Origin of the sequence: Paraburkholderia sp. RL17-381-BIF-C, assembly GCF_046026435.1 — a bacterium.
Classification (GTDB): Bacteria; Pseudomonadota; Gammaproteobacteria; order Burkholderiales; family Burkholderiaceae; genus Paraburkholderia.
Genome location: NZ_JARESX010000050.1, coordinates 14,149 through 34,072 on the forward strand (window position 1 = coordinate 14,149; position 19,924 = coordinate 34,072).

The window sequence follows — 19,924 nt, forward strand, 5'->3', positions numbered from 1 at the left end:
TCTACGAAAATGACGATGAACGGCGCGGACTCAGCTCATCCAGTTGCCGCCGTCCACGTTCAGGGTTTGCGCGGTGATGTAGTCGGCATCCGCCGACGCGAGAAACAGGGCGGCGCCGGTCAGATCGTCCGGCACGCCCATGCGGCCGAGCGGCACCGCTTCGCCGACAAGGCGTTTCTTCTCGCCGAGCGGCCGGTTTTCATAGCGTGCGAAAAGTGCGTCGACTTCGTTCCACATCGGCGTATCGACGACGCCCGGCGCGATACCGTTCACATTGATCTTGTGCGGCGCGAGCGCCAATGCCGCCGACTGCGTGTAGCTGAGCACGGCCGCCTTGGTCGCGCAGTAGTGCGAGACGAGCGCCTCGCCACGCCGGCCGGCTTGCGACGACATATTGATGATCTTGCCGCCACGGCCCTGCTCGACCATCTTCTGTGCGACGGCTTGCATCAGGAAGAACATGCCCTTCACATTGACCGCGAAGAGTCGGTCGAACACGTCCCAGGATTCGTCGAGGATCGGGCGCATGTCGAAGAGCGCCGCGTTGTTGAACAGAATGTCGACCTGGCCGAAGCGCTCCAGCGTGCTCGCCACGATGCGCTGGATATCCTCGCGGCGCGTGACGTCGGCGCTCACGCTCAGCACGCGTTCGCCGTGAGCGGCACGCAGCGCGTCGCCGAAACTGTCTGCCGGCTTTACGTCGACCAGCACGCAGCGCGCGCCTTCGTCCAGATATCGGCGGGCTACGGCTTCACCGATTCCGCTTGCCGCGCCCGTCAGAATCGCCACCTTGTCTTGCAATCGTGCCGCCACTGCTTGTCTCCGGTTCGTTTCGCTTCTTGAGGCGCGGTGAGCGAACGCTCGTTGCGCGAACAATTGCTCTGTTTGTGATCGAATGATCGGATACGCACCGGGTCATGTCAAGGCGCCCGAGCAGATTTCGATGGTGCAGCGCGGCAGGACATCAGGTGGCCTTCCCTGCTTCGAACCACACTAATACGAGAAATCGAAGACAGCCAATCTCCATTCCACTCAACCCGCTGACAAAAATTCGAGATACGTTATATCATTGCGACCTCGCTTCGCTTCGAAGCCTTCGCCGCTTGATCGCCTTTTCGTCAGGAGCTCCTCGCTGATGGCTACATCGATTGCAGAACGCCATGCCGTGCGGCTCGCGCATGCCGAAGCGCATGCCACGTTGCACGGTCTCGCGCTGACGCCGCTGCGTCGTCAGGTGTATGAGGCGATCGTCGCCAACGAGCGGCCGATCGGCGCTTACGAGTTGCTTGACGCGCTCGAACCCCAGCGCGGCCGTATGCCGCCCACGACCGTGTACCGCGCGCTGGACTTTCTGCTCGCGCATGGCTTCGTCCATCGGATCGAATCGAAGAATGCATTCGTGGCCTGCTGCGAAGTCGGCGTGCCGCATCGCAGCCAGTTCCTGATGTGCGACGGCTGCGGTGCGACCGTCGAGATTCCCGGCGACGATCTCGCCGAACAGTTGTCGCATAGCGCGCCGGCACATGGCTTCGAAGTGCATCGCCAGGTCGTCGAACTCAGCGGGCTGTGCGCACTGTGTGCCCGCGCGGTGCGGCCCGCGGGTGGTTCGGCATGAAACGACGCGTCAAGCCGGCATAAACCAGGCACACCCTTCCCAACGTTTGTGGTTCTTTCAACTCTCACGCAGCAGGACAGAACAATGAAGAAATTCGGCTCGATGTTGAACGGGGCGCAGCGAGCGCTGAAGCTGTCGAAGTACCTCGCCGCGAGTGCCGCGGTGTTCGCGTTCGGCCACGCCGCAATGGCCGCGGATGCAAAAATTCCGGTGGTCGCCGCGGAAAATTTTTACGGCGACGTGGTGCAGCAACTGGGCGGCGATCGCGTCGACGTGACGAGCATTCTCAGCAATCCGGACCAGGATCCGCATCTGTTCGAAGCCAGCCCCAAGACGGCGCGCGCGTTGCAGCATGCAAGCCTTGTGGTCTACAACGGCGCCGACTACGATCCGTGGATGGCAAAATTGCTGGCTGCGTCGAAAGGCACGAAGCGCATCACGATTGTCGCCGCCGATCTCACCGGCAAGAAGAGCGGCGATAATCCGCACCTCTGGTACGACCCGGCCACCATGCCGAAAGTGGCGCGCGCGGTGAGCGAAGCGCTCGTCGCGGCTGACCCGGCGCACAAGTCGGCGTACGATGCGAACCTCGCGAAGTTTCTCGATTCGCTGAAACCGGTCGACGCCAAGGTCGCCGAACTGCACGGCCGCTACGCGGGCGTGCCGGTCACGGCGACCGAGCCGGTGTTCGGTTATATGTCCGACGCGGTGGGCCTGACCATGCGCAATCTGCGCTTCCAGCTCGCCACCATGAACGACACGGAAGCCAGCGCCGCGGATATCGCCGCGTTCGAAGGCGACCTGCGCGAAAAGCGCGTCCGTGTTCTGATCTATAACAGCCAGGCAACCGAGGCCCTGACCAAACGCATGTTGAAACTCGCGCAGCAATCGAAGGTGCCGACCATGAGCGTCACCGAGACCGAACCGGCCGGCAAGACCTACCAGACGTGGATGCTCACGCAGCTCGACGCGCTGGGCACGGCGCTGGCCGCGGGCGATGCCAATGCGGCTGCGTCGGGCGCGAAAGGAAAAACCCAATGACTCAGACTGGCCGCAGCGCGCCAGCGCCTGCCCCCACCACCACACCCGTGCTCGAGCTCGAGCACGTGACGCTCGAACTCGGCGACCGCACGATTCTGCGCGACACCGGCTTCGTGGTGAATCAGGGCGAATTCATCGGCGTGCTCGGGCCGAACGGCGCGGGCAAGACCACGCTGATGCGCGCCGTGCTCGGTCTCGTGCCCGCCGCCCACGGCGTGATCCGCGTGCTGGGTCAACCCGTCGAGCGCGGCCACGCGTCGATTGGCTATATGCCACAGACGCGCAGTGCGCTCGCCGGACGCCGCGTGCGCGGCCGCGATTTCGTCGCGATGGCCGCCGACGGTCATCGCTGGGGCTTGCCGCATGCGGACGCCGCCACTCGCGCCGACGTCGAGCGCGTGCTGGATCTGGTCGGCGGGCGCAAGCTCGCCGAGCGGCCGCTGTCCGAGCTGTCGGGCGGCGAGCGTCAACGGCTCCTGCTCGCGCAATGTCTGCTCGGCAATCCGAAACTGCTGTTGCTCGACGAACCGCTGATCAGCCTCGACCCGCATCATCAGAAAAGCGTGGTCGAACTGGTGCGGCGCGTGCAGCAGGAACTCGGCATCGCCGTGCTGTTTTCGGCGCATGAACTGAATCCGCTGCTGAACTCGATCGATCGCGTGCTGTATCTCGGCAGCGGCGTGGCCGCGCTCGGCACCGTAGACGAAGTGATCACCCGGCCGGTGCTGTCGCGTCTGTATGGTTCGCCGATCGACGTGATGCGCGTGAATGGCCGCATCTTCGTGATGTCGGGCGATGTCGAAGTCGAAAAACACGACCACGAGCACGAACACGACGAAGACGGCGGCCACAGCCACTCGCACGCGCATTCACATTCGCATGGCCGCTCGCACGGCCACTCACACCAGCACGACTCAAGCGACGGACACACGCACGATGTTTGAATACGATTTCATGGTGAACGCATTCGCGGCGTCGGGGATCGTCGCGGTGCTGGCCGGCGTGGTCGGATATTTTCTCGTGCTGCGCGGGCAGACCTTCGCGGGCCACGCGCTCTCGCACGTCGGCTTCACCGGCGCGACCGGCGCGGTCCTGATCGGCATCTCGCCGATCTGGGGGATGATCGGCTTCACGCTCGCGGCGGGCGTCGGCATGGGCGCGCTCGGCGAGCGCCTCGCCGGACGCGATGTGGCGATCGGCGTGATCCTTTCGCTGTCGCTCGGCTTCGGCTTGCTGTTTCTGCACTTTTTCACCGCGTATGCGACCCAGGTCACCGCGCTGCTGTTCGGCAACGTGCTCGGCGTGAATGCGTCGACGCTCGTGGTGCTGGCGGCCCTGGGCGTGGTGAGTCTGCTGGCGCTCGCGGCGATCATGCGACCGCTGCTGTTCGCTTCGTTGCAGCCGGAACTAGCCGAGGCCAAGGGCGTGTCGTTGCGCCTCGTGTCCGTGCTGTTTCTCGCGATTGCCGCGCTCGCCGTGGCGGCATGTACGCAGATCGTCGGCGTGCTGTTGGTGTTCACGCTGATGGTCGGCCCGGCCGCCGCCGCGCAAAACATGACGACGCGCTTATCGGCCGGCCTCGTGCTCGCCGCTGTGTTTGCGTTGTTGCAGGCGTGGCTCGGCTTGACGCTCGCGTTCTACACCGATTGGCCCACGAGCTTCTGGATCACCGTGTTGTCGGCGCTGGTGTATGGCGGGAGTTTGTTGCGACGGCGTTGAGCGAGGACGAGGACGATGGCGGTGACGCACCGGCACACCGCCGCCATCGTCCTGCGAGAGACTTCAGCCGAGCAGCACCTTCGCGTGATGCGCGAGATGATCCTCGATGAACGTCGAGATGAAGTAGTAGCCGTGGTCATACCCCGCGTGACGGCGCAATGTCAGCGGCTGACCGGCTGCCTCGCAAGCGGCTTCGAACACGTCCGGATTCAGCTGCTCCGCGAGGAACTGATCCGCGAGGCCCTGATCGACCAGAATCCCCGCCGAAAACTTGCGTGACGCCTGCGCCACCAGCTCGCTCGCGTCGTACTGTTTCCACGCTTCGCGGTCGTCGCCCAGATAACCGCTGAACGCTTTCTCGCCCCACGGGCAGCGTGTCGGCGCGGCGATCGGCGCGAACGCCGACACCGATCGATAGATCTCCGGATTGCGCAACGCGAGCATCAACGCGCCGTGACCACCCATCGAATGCCCGAAGATGCCGAGACGCGCGCCGTCCACCGGCAGATTCGCGAGCACCGTTTCGCGCAGCTCGTCGCGCACGTACGAGTACATCCGATAGTGCTGCGCCCACGGCTGCTGCGTGGCGTCGACGTAAAAGCCCGCGCCCACGCCGAAGTCCCACGCCGCGCTTTCGCCTGGCACGCCCGCGCCGCGCGGACTGGTGTCCGGCGCGATGAGCGCAATGCCGTGCTGCGCCGCGAAGCGCTGCGCGCCGGCCTTGACCGCAAAGGTTTCTTCCGTGCACGTGAGTCCCGCGAGGTAGAACAGCGCGGGCACGTTCGCGTTGGCTTGCAAAGCCTGCGGCGGCAGATAGATGGAGAAGCGCATCGGCAGGCCGATGGTCTGCGAGTCGTGTTTATAGATGCGCTGCTCACCGCCATGACAGGCGTGCGACGACAGAAGTTCAAGCATGCCGATGCTCCTCGTTACGCCGCGTTAGTACAGCACGACCGAGCGGATCGACTCGCCCTTCTTCATCAGATCGAAGCCCTCGTTGATGCGTTCGAGCGGCAGACGGTGCGTGATCAGATCGTCGATGTTGATCTTGCCTTCCATGTACCAGTCGACGATCTTCGGCACGTCCGTGCGGCCACGTGCGCCGCCGAACGCCGAGCCCTTCCACTCGCGGCCCGTCACCAGCTGGAACGGACGCGTGCTGATCTCCTCGCCCGCCGCCGCCACGCCGATGATGAACGACTGGCCCCAGCCCTTGTGCGTGCACTCCAGCGCCTGGCGCATCACCTTCGTGTTGCCGATGCATTCGAACGAATAGTCCGCGCCGCCATCGGTGAGTTGCACGATGTGATCGACCACGCTCTCGACTTCGTTCGGGTTGATGAAGTGCGTCATGCCGAACTTCTTCGCGAGTTCGACGCGGCCCGGATTGATGTCGACGCCGATGATCTTGTCCGCGCCGACCATCTTCGCGCCCTGGATCACGTTCAACCCGATGCCGCCGAGGCCGAACACCACCACGTTCGCACCCGCTTCGACCTTCGCCGAATACACGACCGCGCCGACGCCCGTCGTCACACCGCAGCCGATGTAGCAAATCTTGTCGAACGGTGCGTCTTCACGCACCTTCGCGACCGCGATTTCCGGCACGACGATGTAATTCGAAAACGTGGACGTGCCCATGTAGTGAAACAAAGGCTTGCCGTCGAGAGAAAAACGCGAGGTGGCATCCGGCATCAAGCCCTTGCCTTGCGTCGAACGGATGGCCTGACAGAGGTTGGTCTTGCGCGACAGACAGAACTTGCATTGCCGGCACTCCGGCGTGTAAAGCGGAATGACGTGATCGCCCTTTTTCAAGGTGCCGACGCCCGGACCCGTATCGACGATCACGCCCGCGCCTTCGTGGCCGAGAATCGCCGGGAAGATGCCTTCCGGATCCGCGCCGGAGAGCGTGTAGTAATCGGTATGGCAGATGCCCGTGGCCTTCACTTCGATCAGGACTTCACCGGCGCGCGGACCTTCCAGATCGACTTCCTCGATCGTCAACGGCGCGCCAGCTTTCCATGCGATTGCTGCTTTGGTCTTCATCGTGAATGCTCCTGTGAGTCTGTCAATGCAAGGCGCGTTGCGCGCCGACATCATTGCGGCGCGCACGTGCTGCGATTCGGTACTGCGGTTGATGCGTGTGTCAGGCTCAGGGCCCACAGTGGCGCCGCCACCCGGCGCAGTGCGCCGAGCGACACCTTAGCGTGCGAAACACATCATGGTATTGCAAAGTGCGTCACGGCATTGTCTGAACTCGACATGGTTTCGCTCAGCGCTGAGGTTTGTCGGCGAACCATGTCTCGACACGTCCGTAGAGATCGAGAAAGCGGGTGTAGCGTTCTGCAAGCGCTGCATCGCCTTGCGGACCGGCGACACGAGTCGCGCCGGGCGCGAGCGCGGCGAGATCGCTCGCGTGCCAGTGCCCGCTTGCGAGACCGCCGAGCATGGCCGCGCCGCGCGGCGCCGCGTTCGGACAATCGACCGCGTGCAGCTCGACATTCAACGCATCGGCCAGCAACTGGCGCCAGCGCGCGTCGATGGAACCGCCGCCCGCCAGCTTCAATGCCGTCACCGTCGCGCCGCTCGCGCGAATCGCGTCGAGGCCGGCGCGCAGCGAGAACGCGACGCCTTCGAACGCGGCACGCATCATCGTGCCGCGCGTGTGATCGAGCGCGAGGCCGAGCCAGCCCCCGCGCGCCATCGGATTGAGCCAAGGCGTGCGTTCGCCCGTGAGGTAAGGCAGGAACGTGAGGCCGGATGCGGCCGTTGGGCTCGCAACCGCTGCGTCGCCGAACGCATCACGATACGCATCGGCCCACTCATAGGAGAGCCAACCGCGTACACGTTCGAGCGCGATGCCGACGTTCTGCATCGCCGCCATCCGATACCAGTGATCGCTCGCTGCCCGATAGCGATGCAAGCCCCTGACCGCAGCGGGCGCGTGCTCGGCCAGCACGACGATTTGTCCGCCGGTGCCGGTGGTAAGCAAGGCGTCGCCGTCGCGAGCGAGTCCGCTGCCGAGAGCGGCGCAAGGCGTATCGGCAGCGCCGGTGGCGAGCACGATGCCGGCGCGCAGACCCAGCGCCTGCGCAGCCTGCTCCGATAGCACGCCCCCTGCGGCGTAAGACGGCGCGAGCGGCGCGAACCACTCATGCGGAATTCCGAGCCGGGCGAGCAGCGCCGCGTCCCACACGCCGGCGGGATCGGCGAGCGCGGTGGCGCAGGCATCGGAGGGATCGGTCGCGATCGCGCCGCCCAGCGCGACGCGCAGCCAGTCTTTCGGTTGCAGCGCCCAACGTGTGCGGCTCGCGGATTGCGGTTCGTGCAACACGATCCAGCGCAGCAGCGGACCGGCCATGCCGGGCGCAACCGGATTCGGCTGCGGCTCGGGCCACTCGCCGAGCAGGGCCAGCGCGCGCGTGTCGGGCCACAGCATGGCGGGCCGCACGGCTTCGCCCGCTGCGTCGATCAGCACGACGCCGTGCATCTGCCCGGAAAAGCCGATGGCCCGCACATCGCGGCGCAATCCGTCAGGCAAACGCGCGGCGGCTTCGCATAGCGCGCGCCACCACGTTTGCACCGACGTCTCGGCCCAACCCGCATGCGGCGTTTCGATTGCATAAGCGACGCTCGCCACCGCCTGCTCGCGACCGTTTTCGTCGACGATCGCTACTTTGAGAGAGCCGGTGCCGAGGTCGATGCCGAGAAAACTCATGGATGATTGTGCGTGAAATTGTGAACCGAGATGGGCACGCGAAAGCGTGCTCAAAAAGCGCATTTTCTCTGCCCGGCGCACCGCTTCGGAAACGCGCCCGAATGCACGCAAACAATCCCGAATCGCGGGTTAACCCGTCTACGCTGCGAGCCGCGTCAAAACAGGACTATGCGCTCAGTGAGATACACCTCATTGATTCTCACACATATCGCGTCAAGCCGGGTTCGTGCTGCGCGCGGCCTCGCATCGCTGCTGCAAGGGGCTGACCGCCGATGGGCGACGTTCACACCTTTATATTGGCTTTCAAAAGGCGCGCTCGCATATCGTCACCGGGAATGCCGGAATAGGCCCCAGTGGTCTTGTTGCACCTTTTCGTCCCCGATACCTTGGAGCCATCCCAAAAACCAGATGGTGGAGACAGACGATATGCAATCGAACACGGTTCACCCGTGCGACGAGAGACTGCCCGCAGGCCAGTTGCTCACCCTCGGCATTCAGCACGTTCTGGTGATGTACGCCGGCGCGGTCGCGGTCCCGCTGATCATCGGCGCGGCGCTCAAGTTGCCGAAAGATCAGATCGCGTTCCTGATTAGCGCCGACCTGTTTTCCTGCGGCATCGCCACGCTGATTCAGACACTCGGTCTGTGGATTTTCGGCATCCGTCTGCCGGTCATCATGGGCTGCACGTTCGCGGCCGTCGGTCCGATGGTCGCGATCGGCACCAATCCTTCGCTCGGCATTCTCGACATCTTCGGCTCGACCATCGCGGCCGGTGTGGTCGGCATCCTGCTCGCGCCCGCGGTCGGCAAATTGCTGCGCTTCTTCCCGCCGGTCGTGATCGGCGTGGTGATCTCGGTGATCGGTCTGTCGCTGATGGAAGTCGGCATCAACTGGGCGGCCGGCGGCGTAGGCAATCCCGATTACGGCAATCCGGTCTATCTCGGTCTCTCGTTGATCGTGCTGATGCTGATTCTGTTGATCAACAAGTTCGCCAAGGGTTTCCTCGCCAATATCTCGGTGCTGCTCGGTATCGTCGCGGGCTTCGTGATCGCGCTGGTGCTCGGCCGCGTGAACATGGAGGGCGTCACGCATGCGCCGTGGGTCGGCTTCGTCATGCCGTTCCACTTCGGCCTGCCGCACTTCGACCCGCTGTCGATCGCGACGATGGTCACCGTCATGTTCGTCACCTTCATCGAATCGACCGGTATGTTTCTCGCGGTCGGCGACATGGTGGATCGTCCGGTCGATCAGAAGACGCTGGTGCGCGGTCTGCGTGTCGACGGTCTGGGCACGTTGATCGGTGGCATCTTCAACTCGTTCCCGCATACCTCGTTCTCGCAGAACGTCGGCCTGATTGGCGTGACTGGCGTGAAGAGCCGTTTTGTGTGCGCCATGGGCGGCGTGATCCTGGTGCTGCTGGGTCTGTTCCCGAAGATGGCGCAAGTGGTCGCATCGGTGCCGCCGTTCGTGCTCGGCGGCGCGGGCATCGTCATGTTTGGCATGGTCGCGGCGAACGGCATCAAGGTGCTCTCGAAGGTCGACTTCGTGAAGAACCATCACAACCTGTTCATCGTCGCGGTCAGTATCGGGCTGGGTCTCGTGCCGGTGGTGTCGCCGCACTTCTTCTCGAAGCTGCCGCCGGCGCTCTCGCCGCTGCTGCATAGCGGGATTCTGCTGGCTTCAGTGTCGGCGGTCGTGCTGAACCTGATCTTCAACGGCGTGAAGAGCGAGAAGAAGGCACGCTGCGAAATTCGCAGCGCCGGTCACGATTTCGACGGACGCGGCGGCAATGAACCGCGTAGCGACGAGATGCTGCGCGCCGCGGACCTGCACTGAGCGGCACGCAATCAGGCGCCGCGCGAGCCACTTCGCGCGAGCGCCGCGGATAAAAAAAGCCACGGCATGCCGTGGCTTTTTTTATGACCGGCTGCGCACGACGGTTTCGCTGAAACAGAGAACCGCCGTGCGCGCCTCAAACTACAAGACTTAACCCGCCGTAGCCGCCGAAGCCGCCACCGGCGCACTCGCTGCGCCGTAGTCAACCGGTGCGTCGGCCGGACGCGGCTGATCGCCGTTATGCTCGACCCAGCCGCCACCAAGCGCCTGATACAAAGTCACGAGGTTCTGCAGACGTTCCATCCGGGCAGTGACCAGCAACTGCTGCGACGAATACAGATCCGTCTGCGCGGTCAGCACCGACAGATAACTGTCGACGCCGTTCGTATAGCGCAGATTCGACAGATCCAGCCGGCGTTGTTCCGCAAAGGTATTACGCTCCAGCGCCTGGATCTGCTGATCGTACGTGCCGCGCGCCGCGAGAGCGTCCGCCACTTCGCGGAAGGCCGTCTGGATCGCCTTCTCATACGTGGCGATCTGGACTTTCTTCTGGATGTTGGCGAGGTCGAGGTTGGCGAGATTCTGTCCGCCCTCGAAAATCGGCAGCGTGATCGACGGCGCGAAGCTCCACGCCGCCGAACCCGGCTTGAACAGACCGCCGAGCGATGGGCTCAGCGTACCGAAGCTGCCCGTCAGCGACACCTTCGGGAAGAACGCGGCACGCGCTGCGCCGATGTTCGCGTTGGCGGCCAGCAGATTCTCTTCGGCCTCCATGATGTCGGGACGACGCGTCAACAGATCGGACGGCAAACCCGCCGGAATGTCCGTGAGCAGATTCTGGTTGTCCAACGTCATGCCCGGCGGCAGATCCTCCGGCAACGGCTCGCCGAGCAACAGCACGAGCGCGTTATCCGCCTGAGCCCGCAGACGCTGCTGCTGCTGCAGGTTGGCCAAAGCCTGCTCGACCACCGTTTGCGACTGACGCAGATCCAGTTCCGAACCCGTACCGTTGTCGAATTGCAGTTTGGCGATCCGATACGATTCCTGCGAAGTCTTCAGCGTGTTCTGCGTGACCTTCAACAGATCGTCGAGTTCGAGCACCGTCATGTACTGGTTCGCGACCTGCGAGACCAGCGAGATTTCCGCCGCCTTGCGGGCTTGGGCCGTGGCCAGGTACTGCGCCAACGCCTGATCCTTCAGGCTTTGAATCCGCCCGAAGAAGTCGATTTCCCACGACGCATTCAGACCCACCGAGTACGAGTTGGAAATCGTCTGGCCGAAGACCGACAGGTCCTTCGGTGTACGCGATTTGCTTTGCGAAGCCGCAGCGTCAAGCGTCGGCAGCAACTCGGCGCGAACGATCCGGAACTGCGCCGCCGACGCCTGCATGTTCAGCACCGACACGCGCAGATCGCGGTTGTTCTTCAGCGCGATCTCGATCAACCGCTGCATGCGCGGATCGACGAAGAAATCGCGCCAGCCGATATCCGCCGCGGCCTGGCCGTTGGCGGTGCGCGCGGCGCCGGTCGCGCCGGGCTGTTGCTGGCCCGGCTGGGTCGCGCCCGGCTGCGTGTCGTACACGCCGCCGGTCGGGAAGGTGCTCGTCGTGGGCACGGCGGGGCGCTCGTACTTCGGCGCCATCGTGCACCCAGCGGCGAACAGCGCGACCGCCACTGCAATCAGAGAGTGTTTTTGCATCTCAATGTCCGTCCTTGCCCGAGCCTTCACCAGTTGAACCGCCACCTTGCGGGTCATGCGGATGGTGCTGGTTGTAGTGTGCGAGCGCCTCATCCGGGTCTTCCTTCTCACCGCCGAATTTCGCGCGGATCACCACGAAGAACATCGGGATCATGAAAATCGCGAGGAAGGTCGCCGTCAACATCCCGCCGATCACGCCGGTACCGATCGCGTGCTGGCTGGCCGAACCCGCGCCGTTACTGATGGCGAGCGGCATCACGCCGAGAATGAACGCGAGCGAGGTCATCAGAATCGGACGCAACCGCAGACGCGCTGCTTCCAGCGCGGCCTCGATCGGCCCCATGCCTTCACCCTGCTGCAACTCGCGGGCGAATTCCACGATCAGAATCGCGTTCTTCGCCGACAGACCCACCGTGGTCAACAGACCCACCTGGAAGAACACGTCGTTCTCGAGCCCACGCAGCGTGGCGGCCAGCAGTGCGCCGATCACACCGAGCGGCACCACCATGATCACCGAGAACGGGATCGACCAGCTTTCATACAGCGCCGCGAGACACAGGAACACGACGAGAATCGAGATGCCGTACAGAATCGGCGCCTGCGAACCGGACTGGCGTTCCTGCAACGAGAGGCCCGTCCATTCGTAGCCGACACCCGCCGGCAGCTTCGCCACGAGCGCTTCCATGGCCGTCATGGCTTGACCGGTCGACTTGCCCGGTGCCGCCGCGCCCTGGATTTCCACTGCGGAAATACCGTTGTAGCGCTCCAGCTTCGGCGAACCGTAAGTCCACGTGCCGCTGGCGAACGACGAGAACGGCACCATGCCACCCGCAGTATTGCGTACGTACCACGCGTTCAGGTCTTCCGGTTTCATACGGAACGGCGCATCGCCTTGCAGATACACCTTCTTGATCCGGCCATCGGTATCGAGGAAGTTGTTCACGTACTGCGACGCCCATGCGATCGAGAACGTCTGGTCGATCGCGGACAGCGACACGCCGAGGGCCGAAGCTTTCTCGTGGTCGATGTTCACCTTGAACTGCGGCGTGTCATTCAGGCCGTTCGGACGCACCTGAGCCAGCGTCGGATCTTTCGCCGCCATGCCCAGCAACATATTGCGTGCTTCCATCAGCTTTTCGTGACCGACGCCCGCGCGATCCTGCAATTCGAAGTCGAAGCCCGCGGCGGTGCCGAGTTCAGGAATCGACGGCGGATTCACCGGATACACCAGCGCGTTCTTGTAGCTGCCGAAGTGCATGAAGAGACGGCCCACCAGCGCCTGCACCTTCTGGTCCGAGTGCTGACGCACCGCGTAGTCCTTCATCCGCACGAACACGAGACCCGCGTTCTGGCCGCGACCGGCGAAGCTGAAACCGTTCACGGTGAAGGTCGATTCGACGATGCCCTTCTCGGTATTGAGCAGGTAGTCGGACACGTCCTTCAGCGCGCGCGCCGTGGTTTCCTGCGTCGAGCCCGAAGGCGTTTGCACCAGCACGAACATCGTGCCCTGGTCTTCGTCAGGCAGGAACGACTTCGGCAACTTCACGAACAGCAGGCCAACCGCGAAGATCACCACCATATAGATGATCAGCCAACGGCCCGAGCGCTTGATCACGTGGTGCACGCCCGAGTGATACTTGTCGCGGCTGCGGTTGAAGGTACGGTTGAACCAGCCGAAGAAGCCGGTGGTCTTTTCCTGGTGACCCTTTTCGATCGGCTTGAGGATCGTCGCGCACAATGCCGGGGTCAGAATCAACGCGACGAGCACGGACAGCACCATCGCCGCCACGATCGTCAACGAGAACTGCCGGTAAATGGCGCCGACCGAACCGCCCGAGAACGCCACCGGCACGAACACCGCCGACAGCACGAGCGCCACGCCCACCAGCGCGCCGGTAATCTGATCCATTGCCTTGCGGGTGGCGTCACGAGGCGATAAGCCCTCCTCCTGCATCACCCGCTCGACGTTTTCCACCACCACGATCGCATCGTCCACCAGCAAGCCGATTGCCAGCACGAGCCCGAACATGGACAGCGTGTTGATCGAGAAGCCCACCAGACCCATGATCGCGAACGTGCCCAACAGCACCACCGGCACGGCGATCGTCGGGATCAGCGTGGCGCGCAGGTTCTGCAGGAACAGGTACATGACCAGGAACACCAGCACGATACCTTCGAGCAGCGTCTTGACCACTTCCTCGATCGACAGGCGCACGAACGGCGTGGTGTCGTACGGATACTGCACGACCAGACCGTGCGGGAAGTACTTCGACAGTTCGGCGACCTTCGCGCGCACCGCCTTGGCGGTGGCCAGCGCGTTCGCGCCGGTTGCGAGCTGAATACCGAAGCCTGCCGTCGGCTGACCGTTGTACTTGGTGTCGAAGTTGTAGTTTTCGCCACCCAGCTCGATGCGCGCGACGTCCTTGATACGAACTTGCGAACCGTCCGTGTTCACCTTCAGCAGCACGTTGCCAAACTGCTCAGGCGTATTCAGCAGCGTGGCTTCCGTGATAGTGGCCTGCAGCACCTGGCCCGGCACCGACGGCGTGCCGCCGAGCGAACCGCCCGCGACCTGCACGTTCTGCGCCGTCAACGCGGTTTCCACGTCCACCGGCGTGAGGCCGAAGTTGGTCAGCTTGTTCGCGTCGAGCCAGATCCGCATCGCGTACTGCGAGCCGAACAGCGTCACCGTGCCCACGCCGTCGATACGGCTGACCGGATCCTGAATGTTCGACGCGACGTAGTTCGCCAGATCGTACTTGTTCATGCTGCCGTCTTCGGACACGAACGCCATGACCAGCAAGAAGCTGCTGCTCGACTTCGTGACCTTGGTGCCCAGCTGCTGCACGGCTTGCGGCAAGAGCGGCGTGGCGAGTTGCAGCTTGTTCTGCACCTGCACCTGCGCAATGTCAGGATTGGTGCCGGCCGCGAACGTCAGCGTAATGGTTGCCGTACCCGAATCGTCCGAGGTGGACGACAGGTACAGCAAGTGGTCGAGACCACTCATCTGCTGCTCGATCACCTGCGTGACGGTGTTTTCCACCGTTTTCGCCGATGCGCCCGGGTACGTCGCGCTGATCTGCACAGCCGGCGGCGCGATGGTCGGGTACTGCGCGATCGGCAACGTAAAGACCGACGCGATACCCGCGAGCATCAGAATGATGGCGATCACCCATGCAAAAATCGGGCGATCAATGAAGAACTTTGCCATGAGGCGGGCTCCCTGTTATTACGCGCCCGATGCGGCGGAGGCAGGTTGTGCCGTCTGCGCAGCACCGCTGGCGGCCGGCGCGCCCTGAGCGGAGGCGTCGGAAGCGGGTGTGGCGGGAAGTTGCGCGGCGACGGTCTTGACCTGCATGCCGGGCTTCGCCTTGTCGGTGCCCTGCACGATCACGCGGTCACCCGGATTCAGGCCGCTTTCGACCACCCAGTTCGAACCGTAAGTGCCCGACGTAGTCAACTGACGCAACACGACCTTGTTGTCGTTACCGACGACCAGCGCGGTCGGCTGACCCTTCTGGTCGTGCGTCACGCCGACTTGCGGCACGACGAGCGCGTGGTCGTTGACACCTTCTTCGATGCGCGCGCGCACGAACATGCCCGGCAGCAGCACCTTGTCGGCGTTCTTGAAGATCGCGCGCACCGTGACCGAACCGGTTCCCTGGTCGACGGTCACGTCGGTGAACTGCAGCTTGCCCTTTTCCGAATAGGTGCGGCCGTCTTCGAGAATCAGCGACACCTTGGCGGCGTCCGGACCGCTCGTCTTCAGACGGCCTTCCTGCATCTCGCGGCGCAGCTTCAGGCCGTCGAGGCTCGATTGCGTCAGGTCCACATAGACCGGGTCGAGTGTCTGCACGGTGGCCATCAGCGTGGCGGCGCTAGCCTGCACGTAGGCGCCGGGCGTGACTTGCGAGATGCCGACCTGGCCGCTCACCGGCGACACGACGTCCGTGTAGCCCAGATTGATCTGCGCCGTGTCGACCGCCGCCTTGCCCGCGGCCACGTCTGCCGCGGCCTGGCCTTCCGAGGCCACCGCGTTGTCGTAGTCCTGCTTGCTGACCGCGTTGGCGGCAACCAGCACCTTGTAGCGATTGGCCTGCGCGGTGGTGGACACGAGGTTGGCCTGCGCCTTCGCGAGCGTTGCCTTGGCGTTGTTCAGCGTGGCGATGTACGGCGCCGGATCGATCTTGTACAGACGCTGCCCCGCTTTGACCTGGCTGCCTTCGGTGAACTCGCGGCGCAGCACGATGCCGTCGACCCGTGCGCGCACTTGCGCGACGAGGAAGGCGCTCGTGCGGCCAGGCAACTCGGTGACGACGGGCACGGCCGTCGGCTGGACAGTGACAACGCCGACTTCGGGCGTTTGTGGCGGCGGCGCAGATTGTTTTGGCCCGCACGCTGCCAGCAATACGGCAGCCGTCGCGGCACTGATTAAGCGGAATGGAACCCGTTCGACGCGCATGGAGCGACCTCTGTCTAAGACTGAGAGAATGAAAAAGTGCGTGCATCCCTACGCCGGGGACGGTTGCGCACACATGCGTCTCGCGACGCTGACCGGATGCCCCATGCACGCAAACCGAACCTGCTGGGCATCCTCAACGAAATGCGCCATACCGGGGAAATGCCGCACGGCGCCGCCCATTCCGGCACGGCGCAAAGAGCGTTTTGAAAGGCAACAGTGACGGATATTAACGTGTCGTCACGGCTTGGGCTATCCGATCGTGGGATGCTATTATATATACATTCACGAATGCATGTAAAAGTGCGTTTACATCTCTTGCGGGCGGGGGGCTCGCAAGATCGCTTCACAATTCGCTCAGGCGTAGTCAGATTGTCATCGGGCGCACTTAAAAGCGCCCGGGAAAACCCCACAATCAGGGCAGGTCATTCCAATATGGTCCGAAGAACCAAAGAAGAGGCGCTGGAGACGCGCAATAGCATTCTCGACGCCGCCGAGCGCGTTTTTTTCGAGAAGGGTGTTTCGCGTACGTCGCTCGCCGACATCGCGCAGGCTGCCGGCGTTACGCGCGGCGCGATTTACTGGCACTTCGCCCACAAGAGCGATCTGTTTACGGAGATGTTCGACCGCGTGCTGCTGCCGCTGGACGAACTCAAAGCCGCCTCGCTCGACCCCAACGAGCCCGATCCGCTCGGGCGCCTGATGGAAATCTGCAAGGTCTGCCTGCGCGACACGGCTAACGATCCGCGTCGCCGGCGCGTGTTCGACATCCTGTTTCTGAAATGCGAGCTGGTCGAGGAAATGGGCCCGGTAATGGTCCGCTATCAGACCAATATGCGCGAAGGGCTCACGAAAATCGAAGGCGGTCTGCGCAACGCCATCTCCAAGGGGCAAATGCCCGCGGATCTGGATACGAAGCTGGCGGCGGCCATGGTGCACGCGTTTGTCAGCGGTTCACTGCGCGACATGCTGTTCCTGCCCGACGCCACGGATTTCGGCGCCCACGCCGTACAGATGGTTGAAGGCATGTTCGACGCGCTGAAGCTGAGCCCGGCGTTGCGCAACGGGCATGCGCGGCGAACAGCCGGCGGCTAGTTACGCCGCGGCCCGCCTGGCCCGGGCCTGCTGATTCGAGGCATAGATATTGCCGCGCGGGAGCGCTGCCCCGCCTTCCACTGCCCCGATCCACTCGTCCGTGCTCGCCACCGCCGCGAAGCGCGACTGCAGCACCACGCTGAATACCCGGTGAATCTCCTGCGCGCTGGCGAAACCCGCGCTGTTTTCATACGGCACCGAGCCCGTCGCGTCGTGCAGAAACTCGACGGCGAGCCCGGCGTGAACCGCGTGGTTGATGGTCGACGCGTCGCAGTTGTGCGTCATGTAGCCCGTGACCGTCAGCGTGTCGATTTGACGCGCGGCGAGCCAGTCGGCCAGATCGGTGCCGGTAAAGGCGCTCGGCAGGGACTTCTCCACGTAATGATCGCGAGCCCGCTCGCCCACCACTGGATGCAGTTCCGCCCCGCTGCTGCCACGCGCGAATAACGGCGAGCTGGCCGGCGCCAGATTCTGCACGACAACGACCGGCACGCCCGCGGCGCGCGCCGCATCCATTGCACGGCCAATGTTGGCGAGCGAGCTTTGCACGTCCGGGTATTCGATCGGCAGATCGCCTGTCACATATTCGTTCTGCACATCGATGACGATCAGCGCGCGGCGCGGTGTGGCGGTCATTGCAAGACTCCTCGGTCGGGTAAAGGGATGGTTGGCGCCGCGCAGACTGATCCGGTCGGGGTTGGCCTGAGAACGAGCCGCGGCGATAACTGCATTGTTCCCCCGCCGCCCACGTCGCGACAGCGACCCGAATGACAAGATTCGCTAGAATCGGGCCATCGTCGGATTTCACGAGGTGACTGATGGCCACGCCCGTTTCTTCTGCCGCGACGCACGGCGCAGCGCCCCGGCACGTCGTCGCGGTGGTCGCCTTCGACCGCATCAGTCCGTTCCACCTCTCGGTGCCGTGCGTAGTGTTCGGCGAGGACCGCAGCGGCGGCGGCGTGCCGGAGTTCGACTTCCGCGTCTGCGCCGCTGAAACAGGCGCGCTGACCACCACGGCCGGCTTTTCGATCGGCGTCACGCATGGACTCGAAGCCCTGGCCGATGCCGGCACGATCATCGTGCCGAGCTGGCGCGACCCGGCCGAAACGCCACCGGCCGCGCTGCTCGATGCGCTGCGCGCCGCCCATGCGCGCGGCGCGCAACTGGTCGGGCTGTGTCTCGGCGCATTCGTGCTGGCGGCCGCCGGCATCCTCGACGAGCGGCCGGCCTCGACGCACTGGGCATGGGCCGACGACTTCGCGCGCCGCTACCCGCGCGTGCGCCTCGACCCCAACGTGCTCTATGTCGACGACGGCAACGTGCTGACCTCGGCCGGCACGGCCGCCGGCCTCGACTGCTGTCTGCACGTGATGCGCAAGATGTGCGGCGCGCAAGTGGCCAATCATGTGGCGCGCCGGCTGGTGGTGCCGCCGCATCGGCAAGGCGGCCAGGCGCAATACGTTCAGCAGCCCATGCCGCCGAATGTGCGCGGCGACCGGCTGTCGGGCCTGCTCGACTGGGTCAGCGGGAATCTGGCATTGCCGCACACGCTCGACTCGCTGGCCGGGCGCGCGCTGATGAGCCGCCGCACTTTCACGCGACGCTTCCGGCTCGCCACCGGCACGACCGTGGGCGCATGGCTGCTGGCGCAGCGGCTCGCACGCGCGCAGCAACTGCTGGAGGGGACGGACGAGTCGGTGGAAGCGATCGCGGGAATCGCGGGCTTCGGCTCGACCGCTTCGCTAAGGCAACATTTCGCGGAGACGTTTCGCACGTCGCCGTCCGCATGGCGGAGAGAATTTCGCGGCGTCTAACCGCGCGAGCGCGGCGCTAGTTGCGCCGACGACGTTTCGTAGCAGCCCAACGGAATTTCGTAGTCGCGCCGGCGCGACAGCAGCGATACGCGCCCCGCGCACCGGAACGACGCCAAAGCGACGCCAGAGCGACCCAGCGACGAATATCAATGCTCGCTGATCCAGCGCGCCACATACAACAGCAGCGCCACCAGAAAGATCATCGCCGCCCAGGCCCAGTTCGGCACTGCGTGCGGACTGGGCTCGTGATGCGAGACCCCGTGCGAGTGTCCATGCGACGCACTTGCCGCGCGGCCGGGCAACGCATTGCCGTGGTCCGGGCGCACGCGCCGCGCCATGCCGCCAAGTGTGATCGGCCGCAGAAACACATGCTGACGGCGCACCGCCGAGCCCCGTGCACGGTTGGGCCCTTGCCCATGCTTGGCGCGCACGACAGCGTCGAACTCGGAGAAGAAGTCGTCGGCCAGTTGATGCAGGGCGTTTTCGAGTTGACGTGTCGGCAGTTCGGCGAGCGGGCCGGACGAGGTTGCCCAGATCGTGTAGTCGATCCGCGTGCCGCGCGCCTTGTCGGCGCCATGCCCGCCTTCGTCGGCGCGCAAGCGCACTTCGATCTGACCACGCAACGCGCCGATGCCTTCGGCGCGCGCCTTGAAGTTGATGGTGCGGCGCTGCGCGTCCGCCGGTCCGGAATCCTGCCCGGCCACGTGGGCGCGTGCTTCATAACGCGCGCGCAGTGGGCCGAGCGGCACCGTCATGATCAGCTCGTATTCGCCATGCGCAAGGCGCGTGAACGACTCGCAGTTGTCGAGGCTGGCGCGTAATAGCGCGAGGTCTTGCAACGCCTCCCAAACCTCAGACGGCGCAAGCGGAATCCGTAACGCGTCGTTCAGTTCCATGGCAGCCTCCCCGATGAACGCGCGACAGCGGGA

General features: G+C 64.2%; 16 protein-coding genes. 7 read left to right on the forward strand and 9 right to left on the reverse strand.

Going from position 1 to position 19,924, the window contains the following annotated elements:
* Positions 1–30: 30 nt before the first annotated feature.
* Positions 31–813, reverse strand: coding sequence for an L-iditol 2-dehydrogenase (locus P0D70_RS25745; protein WP_408186532.1), 783 nt, complete (start codon positions 811–813; stop codon positions 31–33).
* 322 nt (positions 814–1,135) lie between these two features.
* On the opposite strand from P0D70_RS25745, the gene P0D70_RS25750 reads away from it, so the two are divergent.
* The 4 genes from P0D70_RS25750 to P0D70_RS25765 all read left to right on the forward strand — a co-directional run bounded on the left by P0D70_RS25750 (position 1,136) and on the right by P0D70_RS25765 (position 4,375).
* Positions 1,136–1,615 (forward strand): Fur family transcriptional regulator, encoded by a 480-nt coding sequence (locus P0D70_RS25750; RefSeq protein WP_408186533.1) that lies wholly within the window; start codon positions 1,136–1,138, stop codon positions 1,613–1,615.
* An 84-nt stretch (positions 1,616–1,699) separates the two neighbouring features.
* Complete coding sequence (locus tag P0D70_RS25755) at positions 1,700–2,656, forward strand: metal ABC transporter solute-binding protein (protein WP_408186534.1); 957 nt, start codon at positions 1,700–1,702, stop codon at positions 2,654–2,656.
* Complete coding sequence (locus tag P0D70_RS25760) at positions 2,653–3,600, forward strand: ABC transporter ATP-binding protein (RefSeq protein WP_091799457.1); 948 nt, start codon at positions 2,653–2,655, stop codon at positions 3,598–3,600. Before P0D70_RS25755 ends, P0D70_RS25760 begins: the two co-directional genes overlap by 4 nt.
* The gene (locus P0D70_RS25765; protein WP_408186535.1) at positions 3,593–4,375 is read left to right on the forward strand and encodes a metal ABC transporter permease; all 783 of its coding nucleotides are present in this window, start codon (positions 3,593–3,595) and stop codon (positions 4,373–4,375) included. The genes P0D70_RS25760 and P0D70_RS25765 overlap by 8 nt, the downstream gene beginning before the upstream one ends.
* Before the next feature lie 63 nt (positions 4,376–4,438).
* Here the strand turns inward: P0D70_RS25765 and fghA are convergent, their stop codons facing one another.
* The 3 genes from fghA to P0D70_RS25780 all read right to left on the reverse strand — a co-directional run bounded on the left by fghA (position 4,439) and on the right by P0D70_RS25780 (position 8,093).
* Positions 4,439–5,290, reverse strand: a complete 852-nt coding sequence (gene fghA, locus P0D70_RS25770) for an S-formylglutathione hydrolase (RefSeq protein ID WP_408186536.1) — start codon at positions 5,288–5,290, stop codon at positions 4,439–4,441.
* A 24-nt stretch (positions 5,291–5,314) separates the two neighbouring features.
* Positions 5,315–6,421, reverse strand: coding sequence for an S-(hydroxymethyl)glutathione dehydrogenase/class III alcohol dehydrogenase (locus tag P0D70_RS25775; RefSeq protein ID WP_408186537.1), 1,107 nt, complete (start codon positions 6,419–6,421; stop codon positions 5,315–5,317).
* A gap of 226 nt (positions 6,422–6,647) precedes the next feature.
* The gene (locus tag P0D70_RS25780; protein WP_408186538.1) at positions 6,648–8,093 is read right to left on the reverse strand and encodes a xylulokinase; all 1,446 of its coding nucleotides are present in this window, start codon (positions 8,091–8,093) and stop codon (positions 6,648–6,650) included.
* 426 nt (positions 8,094–8,519) lie between these two features.
* On the opposite strand from P0D70_RS25780, the gene P0D70_RS25785 reads away from it, so the two are divergent.
* Positions 8,520–9,929: a nucleobase:cation symporter-2 family protein gene (locus tag P0D70_RS25785; RefSeq protein ID WP_091801041.1), complete on the forward strand. Its 1,410-nt coding sequence runs from the start codon at positions 8,520–8,522 to the stop codon at positions 9,927–9,929.
* A 150-nt stretch (positions 9,930–10,079) separates the two neighbouring features.
* Here the strand turns inward: P0D70_RS25785 and P0D70_RS25790 are convergent, their stop codons facing one another.
* The 3 genes from P0D70_RS25790 to P0D70_RS25800 are packed head-to-tail and all read right to left on the reverse strand — an operon-like array spanning position 10,080 to position 16,089.
* Positions 10,080–11,627: an efflux transporter outer membrane subunit gene (locus tag P0D70_RS25790; RefSeq protein WP_408186539.1), complete on the reverse strand. Its 1,548-nt coding sequence runs from the start codon at positions 11,625–11,627 to the stop codon at positions 10,080–10,082.
* Position 11,628: 1 nt separating this feature from the next.
* A complete protein-coding gene (locus P0D70_RS25795) occupies positions 11,629–14,838 on the reverse strand; it encodes an efflux RND transporter permease subunit (protein ID WP_091799442.1) in 3,210 nt (1,069 codons plus the stop codon).
* A gap of 18 nt (positions 14,839–14,856) precedes the next feature.
* A complete protein-coding gene (locus P0D70_RS25800; RefSeq protein WP_408186540.1) occupies positions 14,857–16,089 on the reverse strand; it encodes an efflux RND transporter periplasmic adaptor subunit in 1,233 nt (410 codons plus the stop codon).
* A 432-nt stretch (positions 16,090–16,521) separates the two neighbouring features.
* Between P0D70_RS25800 and P0D70_RS25805 the strand changes: the two genes are divergently transcribed.
* Positions 16,522–17,181 carry a TetR family transcriptional regulator gene (locus P0D70_RS25805; protein ID WP_408186541.1) on the forward strand — a complete coding sequence of 220 codons (660 nt, stop codon included), beginning with the start codon at positions 16,522–16,524 and terminating at the stop codon, positions 17,179–17,181.
* On the opposite strand, the gene P0D70_RS25810 is transcribed toward P0D70_RS25805, so the two are convergent.
* Positions 17,182–17,817 carry a cysteine hydrolase family protein gene (locus P0D70_RS25810; protein ID WP_408186542.1) on the reverse strand — a complete coding sequence of 212 codons (636 nt, stop codon included), beginning with the start codon at positions 17,815–17,817 and terminating at the stop codon, positions 17,182–17,184. It abuts the gene before it with no gap.
* A gap of 182 nt (positions 17,818–17,999) precedes the next feature.
* Between P0D70_RS25810 and P0D70_RS25815 the strand changes: the two genes are divergently transcribed.
* Positions 18,000–18,995, forward strand: coding sequence for a helix-turn-helix domain-containing protein (locus tag P0D70_RS25815; RefSeq protein ID WP_091799430.1), 996 nt, complete (start codon positions 18,000–18,002; stop codon positions 18,993–18,995).
* A 146-nt stretch (positions 18,996–19,141) separates the two neighbouring features.
* Here the strand turns inward: P0D70_RS25815 and P0D70_RS25820 are convergent, their stop codons facing one another.
* A complete protein-coding gene (locus P0D70_RS25820; protein ID WP_091799427.1) occupies positions 19,142–19,891 on the reverse strand; it encodes an SRPBCC family protein in 750 nt (249 codons plus the stop codon).
* Positions 19,892–19,924: the final 33 nt, after the last annotated feature.

Excerpts from the sequence above, each read along its gene's own strand:
- P0D70_RS25765 (WP_408186535.1), top strand. The coding sequence starts at position 3,593 with ATGTTTGAATACGATTTCATGGTGAACGCATTCGCGGCGTCGGGGATC.
- P0D70_RS25780 (WP_408186538.1), bottom strand. The coding sequence starts at position 8,093 with ATGAGTTTTCTCGGCATCGACCTCGGCACCGGCTCTCTCAAAGTAGCG.
- P0D70_RS25805 (WP_408186541.1), top strand. The coding sequence starts at position 16,522 with ATGGTCCGAAGAACCAAAGAAGAGGCGCTGGAGACGCGCAATAGCATT.
- P0D70_RS25790 (WP_408186539.1), bottom strand. The coding sequence starts at position 11,627 with ATGCAAAAACACTCTCTGATTGCAGTGGCGGTCGCGCTGTTCGCCGCT.
- P0D70_RS25820 (WP_091799427.1), bottom strand. The coding sequence starts at position 19,891 with ATGGAACTGAACGACGCGTTACGGATTCCGCTTGCGCCGTCTGAGGTT.
- P0D70_RS25810 (WP_408186542.1), bottom strand. The coding sequence starts at position 17,817 with ATGACCGCCACACCGCGCCGCGCGCTGATCGTCATCGATGTGCAGAAC.
- P0D70_RS25795 (WP_091799442.1), bottom strand. The coding sequence starts at position 14,838 with ATGGCAAAGTTCTTCATTGATCGCCCGATTTTTGCATGGGTGATCGCC.
- P0D70_RS25775 (WP_408186537.1), bottom strand. The coding sequence starts at position 6,421 with ATGAAGACCAAAGCAGCAATCGCATGGAAAGCTGGCGCGCCGTTGACG.
- fghA (WP_408186536.1), bottom strand. The coding sequence starts at position 5,290 with ATGCTTGAACTTCTGTCGTCGCACGCCTGTCATGGCGGTGAGCAGCGC.
- P0D70_RS25755 (WP_408186534.1), top strand. The coding sequence starts at position 1,700 with ATGAAGAAATTCGGCTCGATGTTGAACGGGGCGCAGCGAGCGCTGAAG.
- P0D70_RS25750 (WP_408186533.1), top strand. The coding sequence starts at position 1,136 with ATGGCTACATCGATTGCAGAACGCCATGCCGTGCGGCTCGCGCATGCC.
- P0D70_RS25815 (WP_091799430.1), top strand. The coding sequence starts at position 18,000 with ATGGCCACGCCCGTTTCTTCTGCCGCGACGCACGGCGCAGCGCCCCGG.
- P0D70_RS25800 (WP_408186540.1), bottom strand. The coding sequence starts at position 16,089 with ATGCGCGTCGAACGGGTTCCATTCCGCTTAATCAGTGCCGCGACGGCT.
- P0D70_RS25785 (WP_091801041.1), top strand. The coding sequence starts at position 8,520 with ATGCAATCGAACACGGTTCACCCGTGCGACGAGAGACTGCCCGCAGGC.
- P0D70_RS25760 (WP_091799457.1), top strand. The coding sequence starts at position 2,653 with ATGACTCAGACTGGCCGCAGCGCGCCAGCGCCTGCCCCCACCACCACA.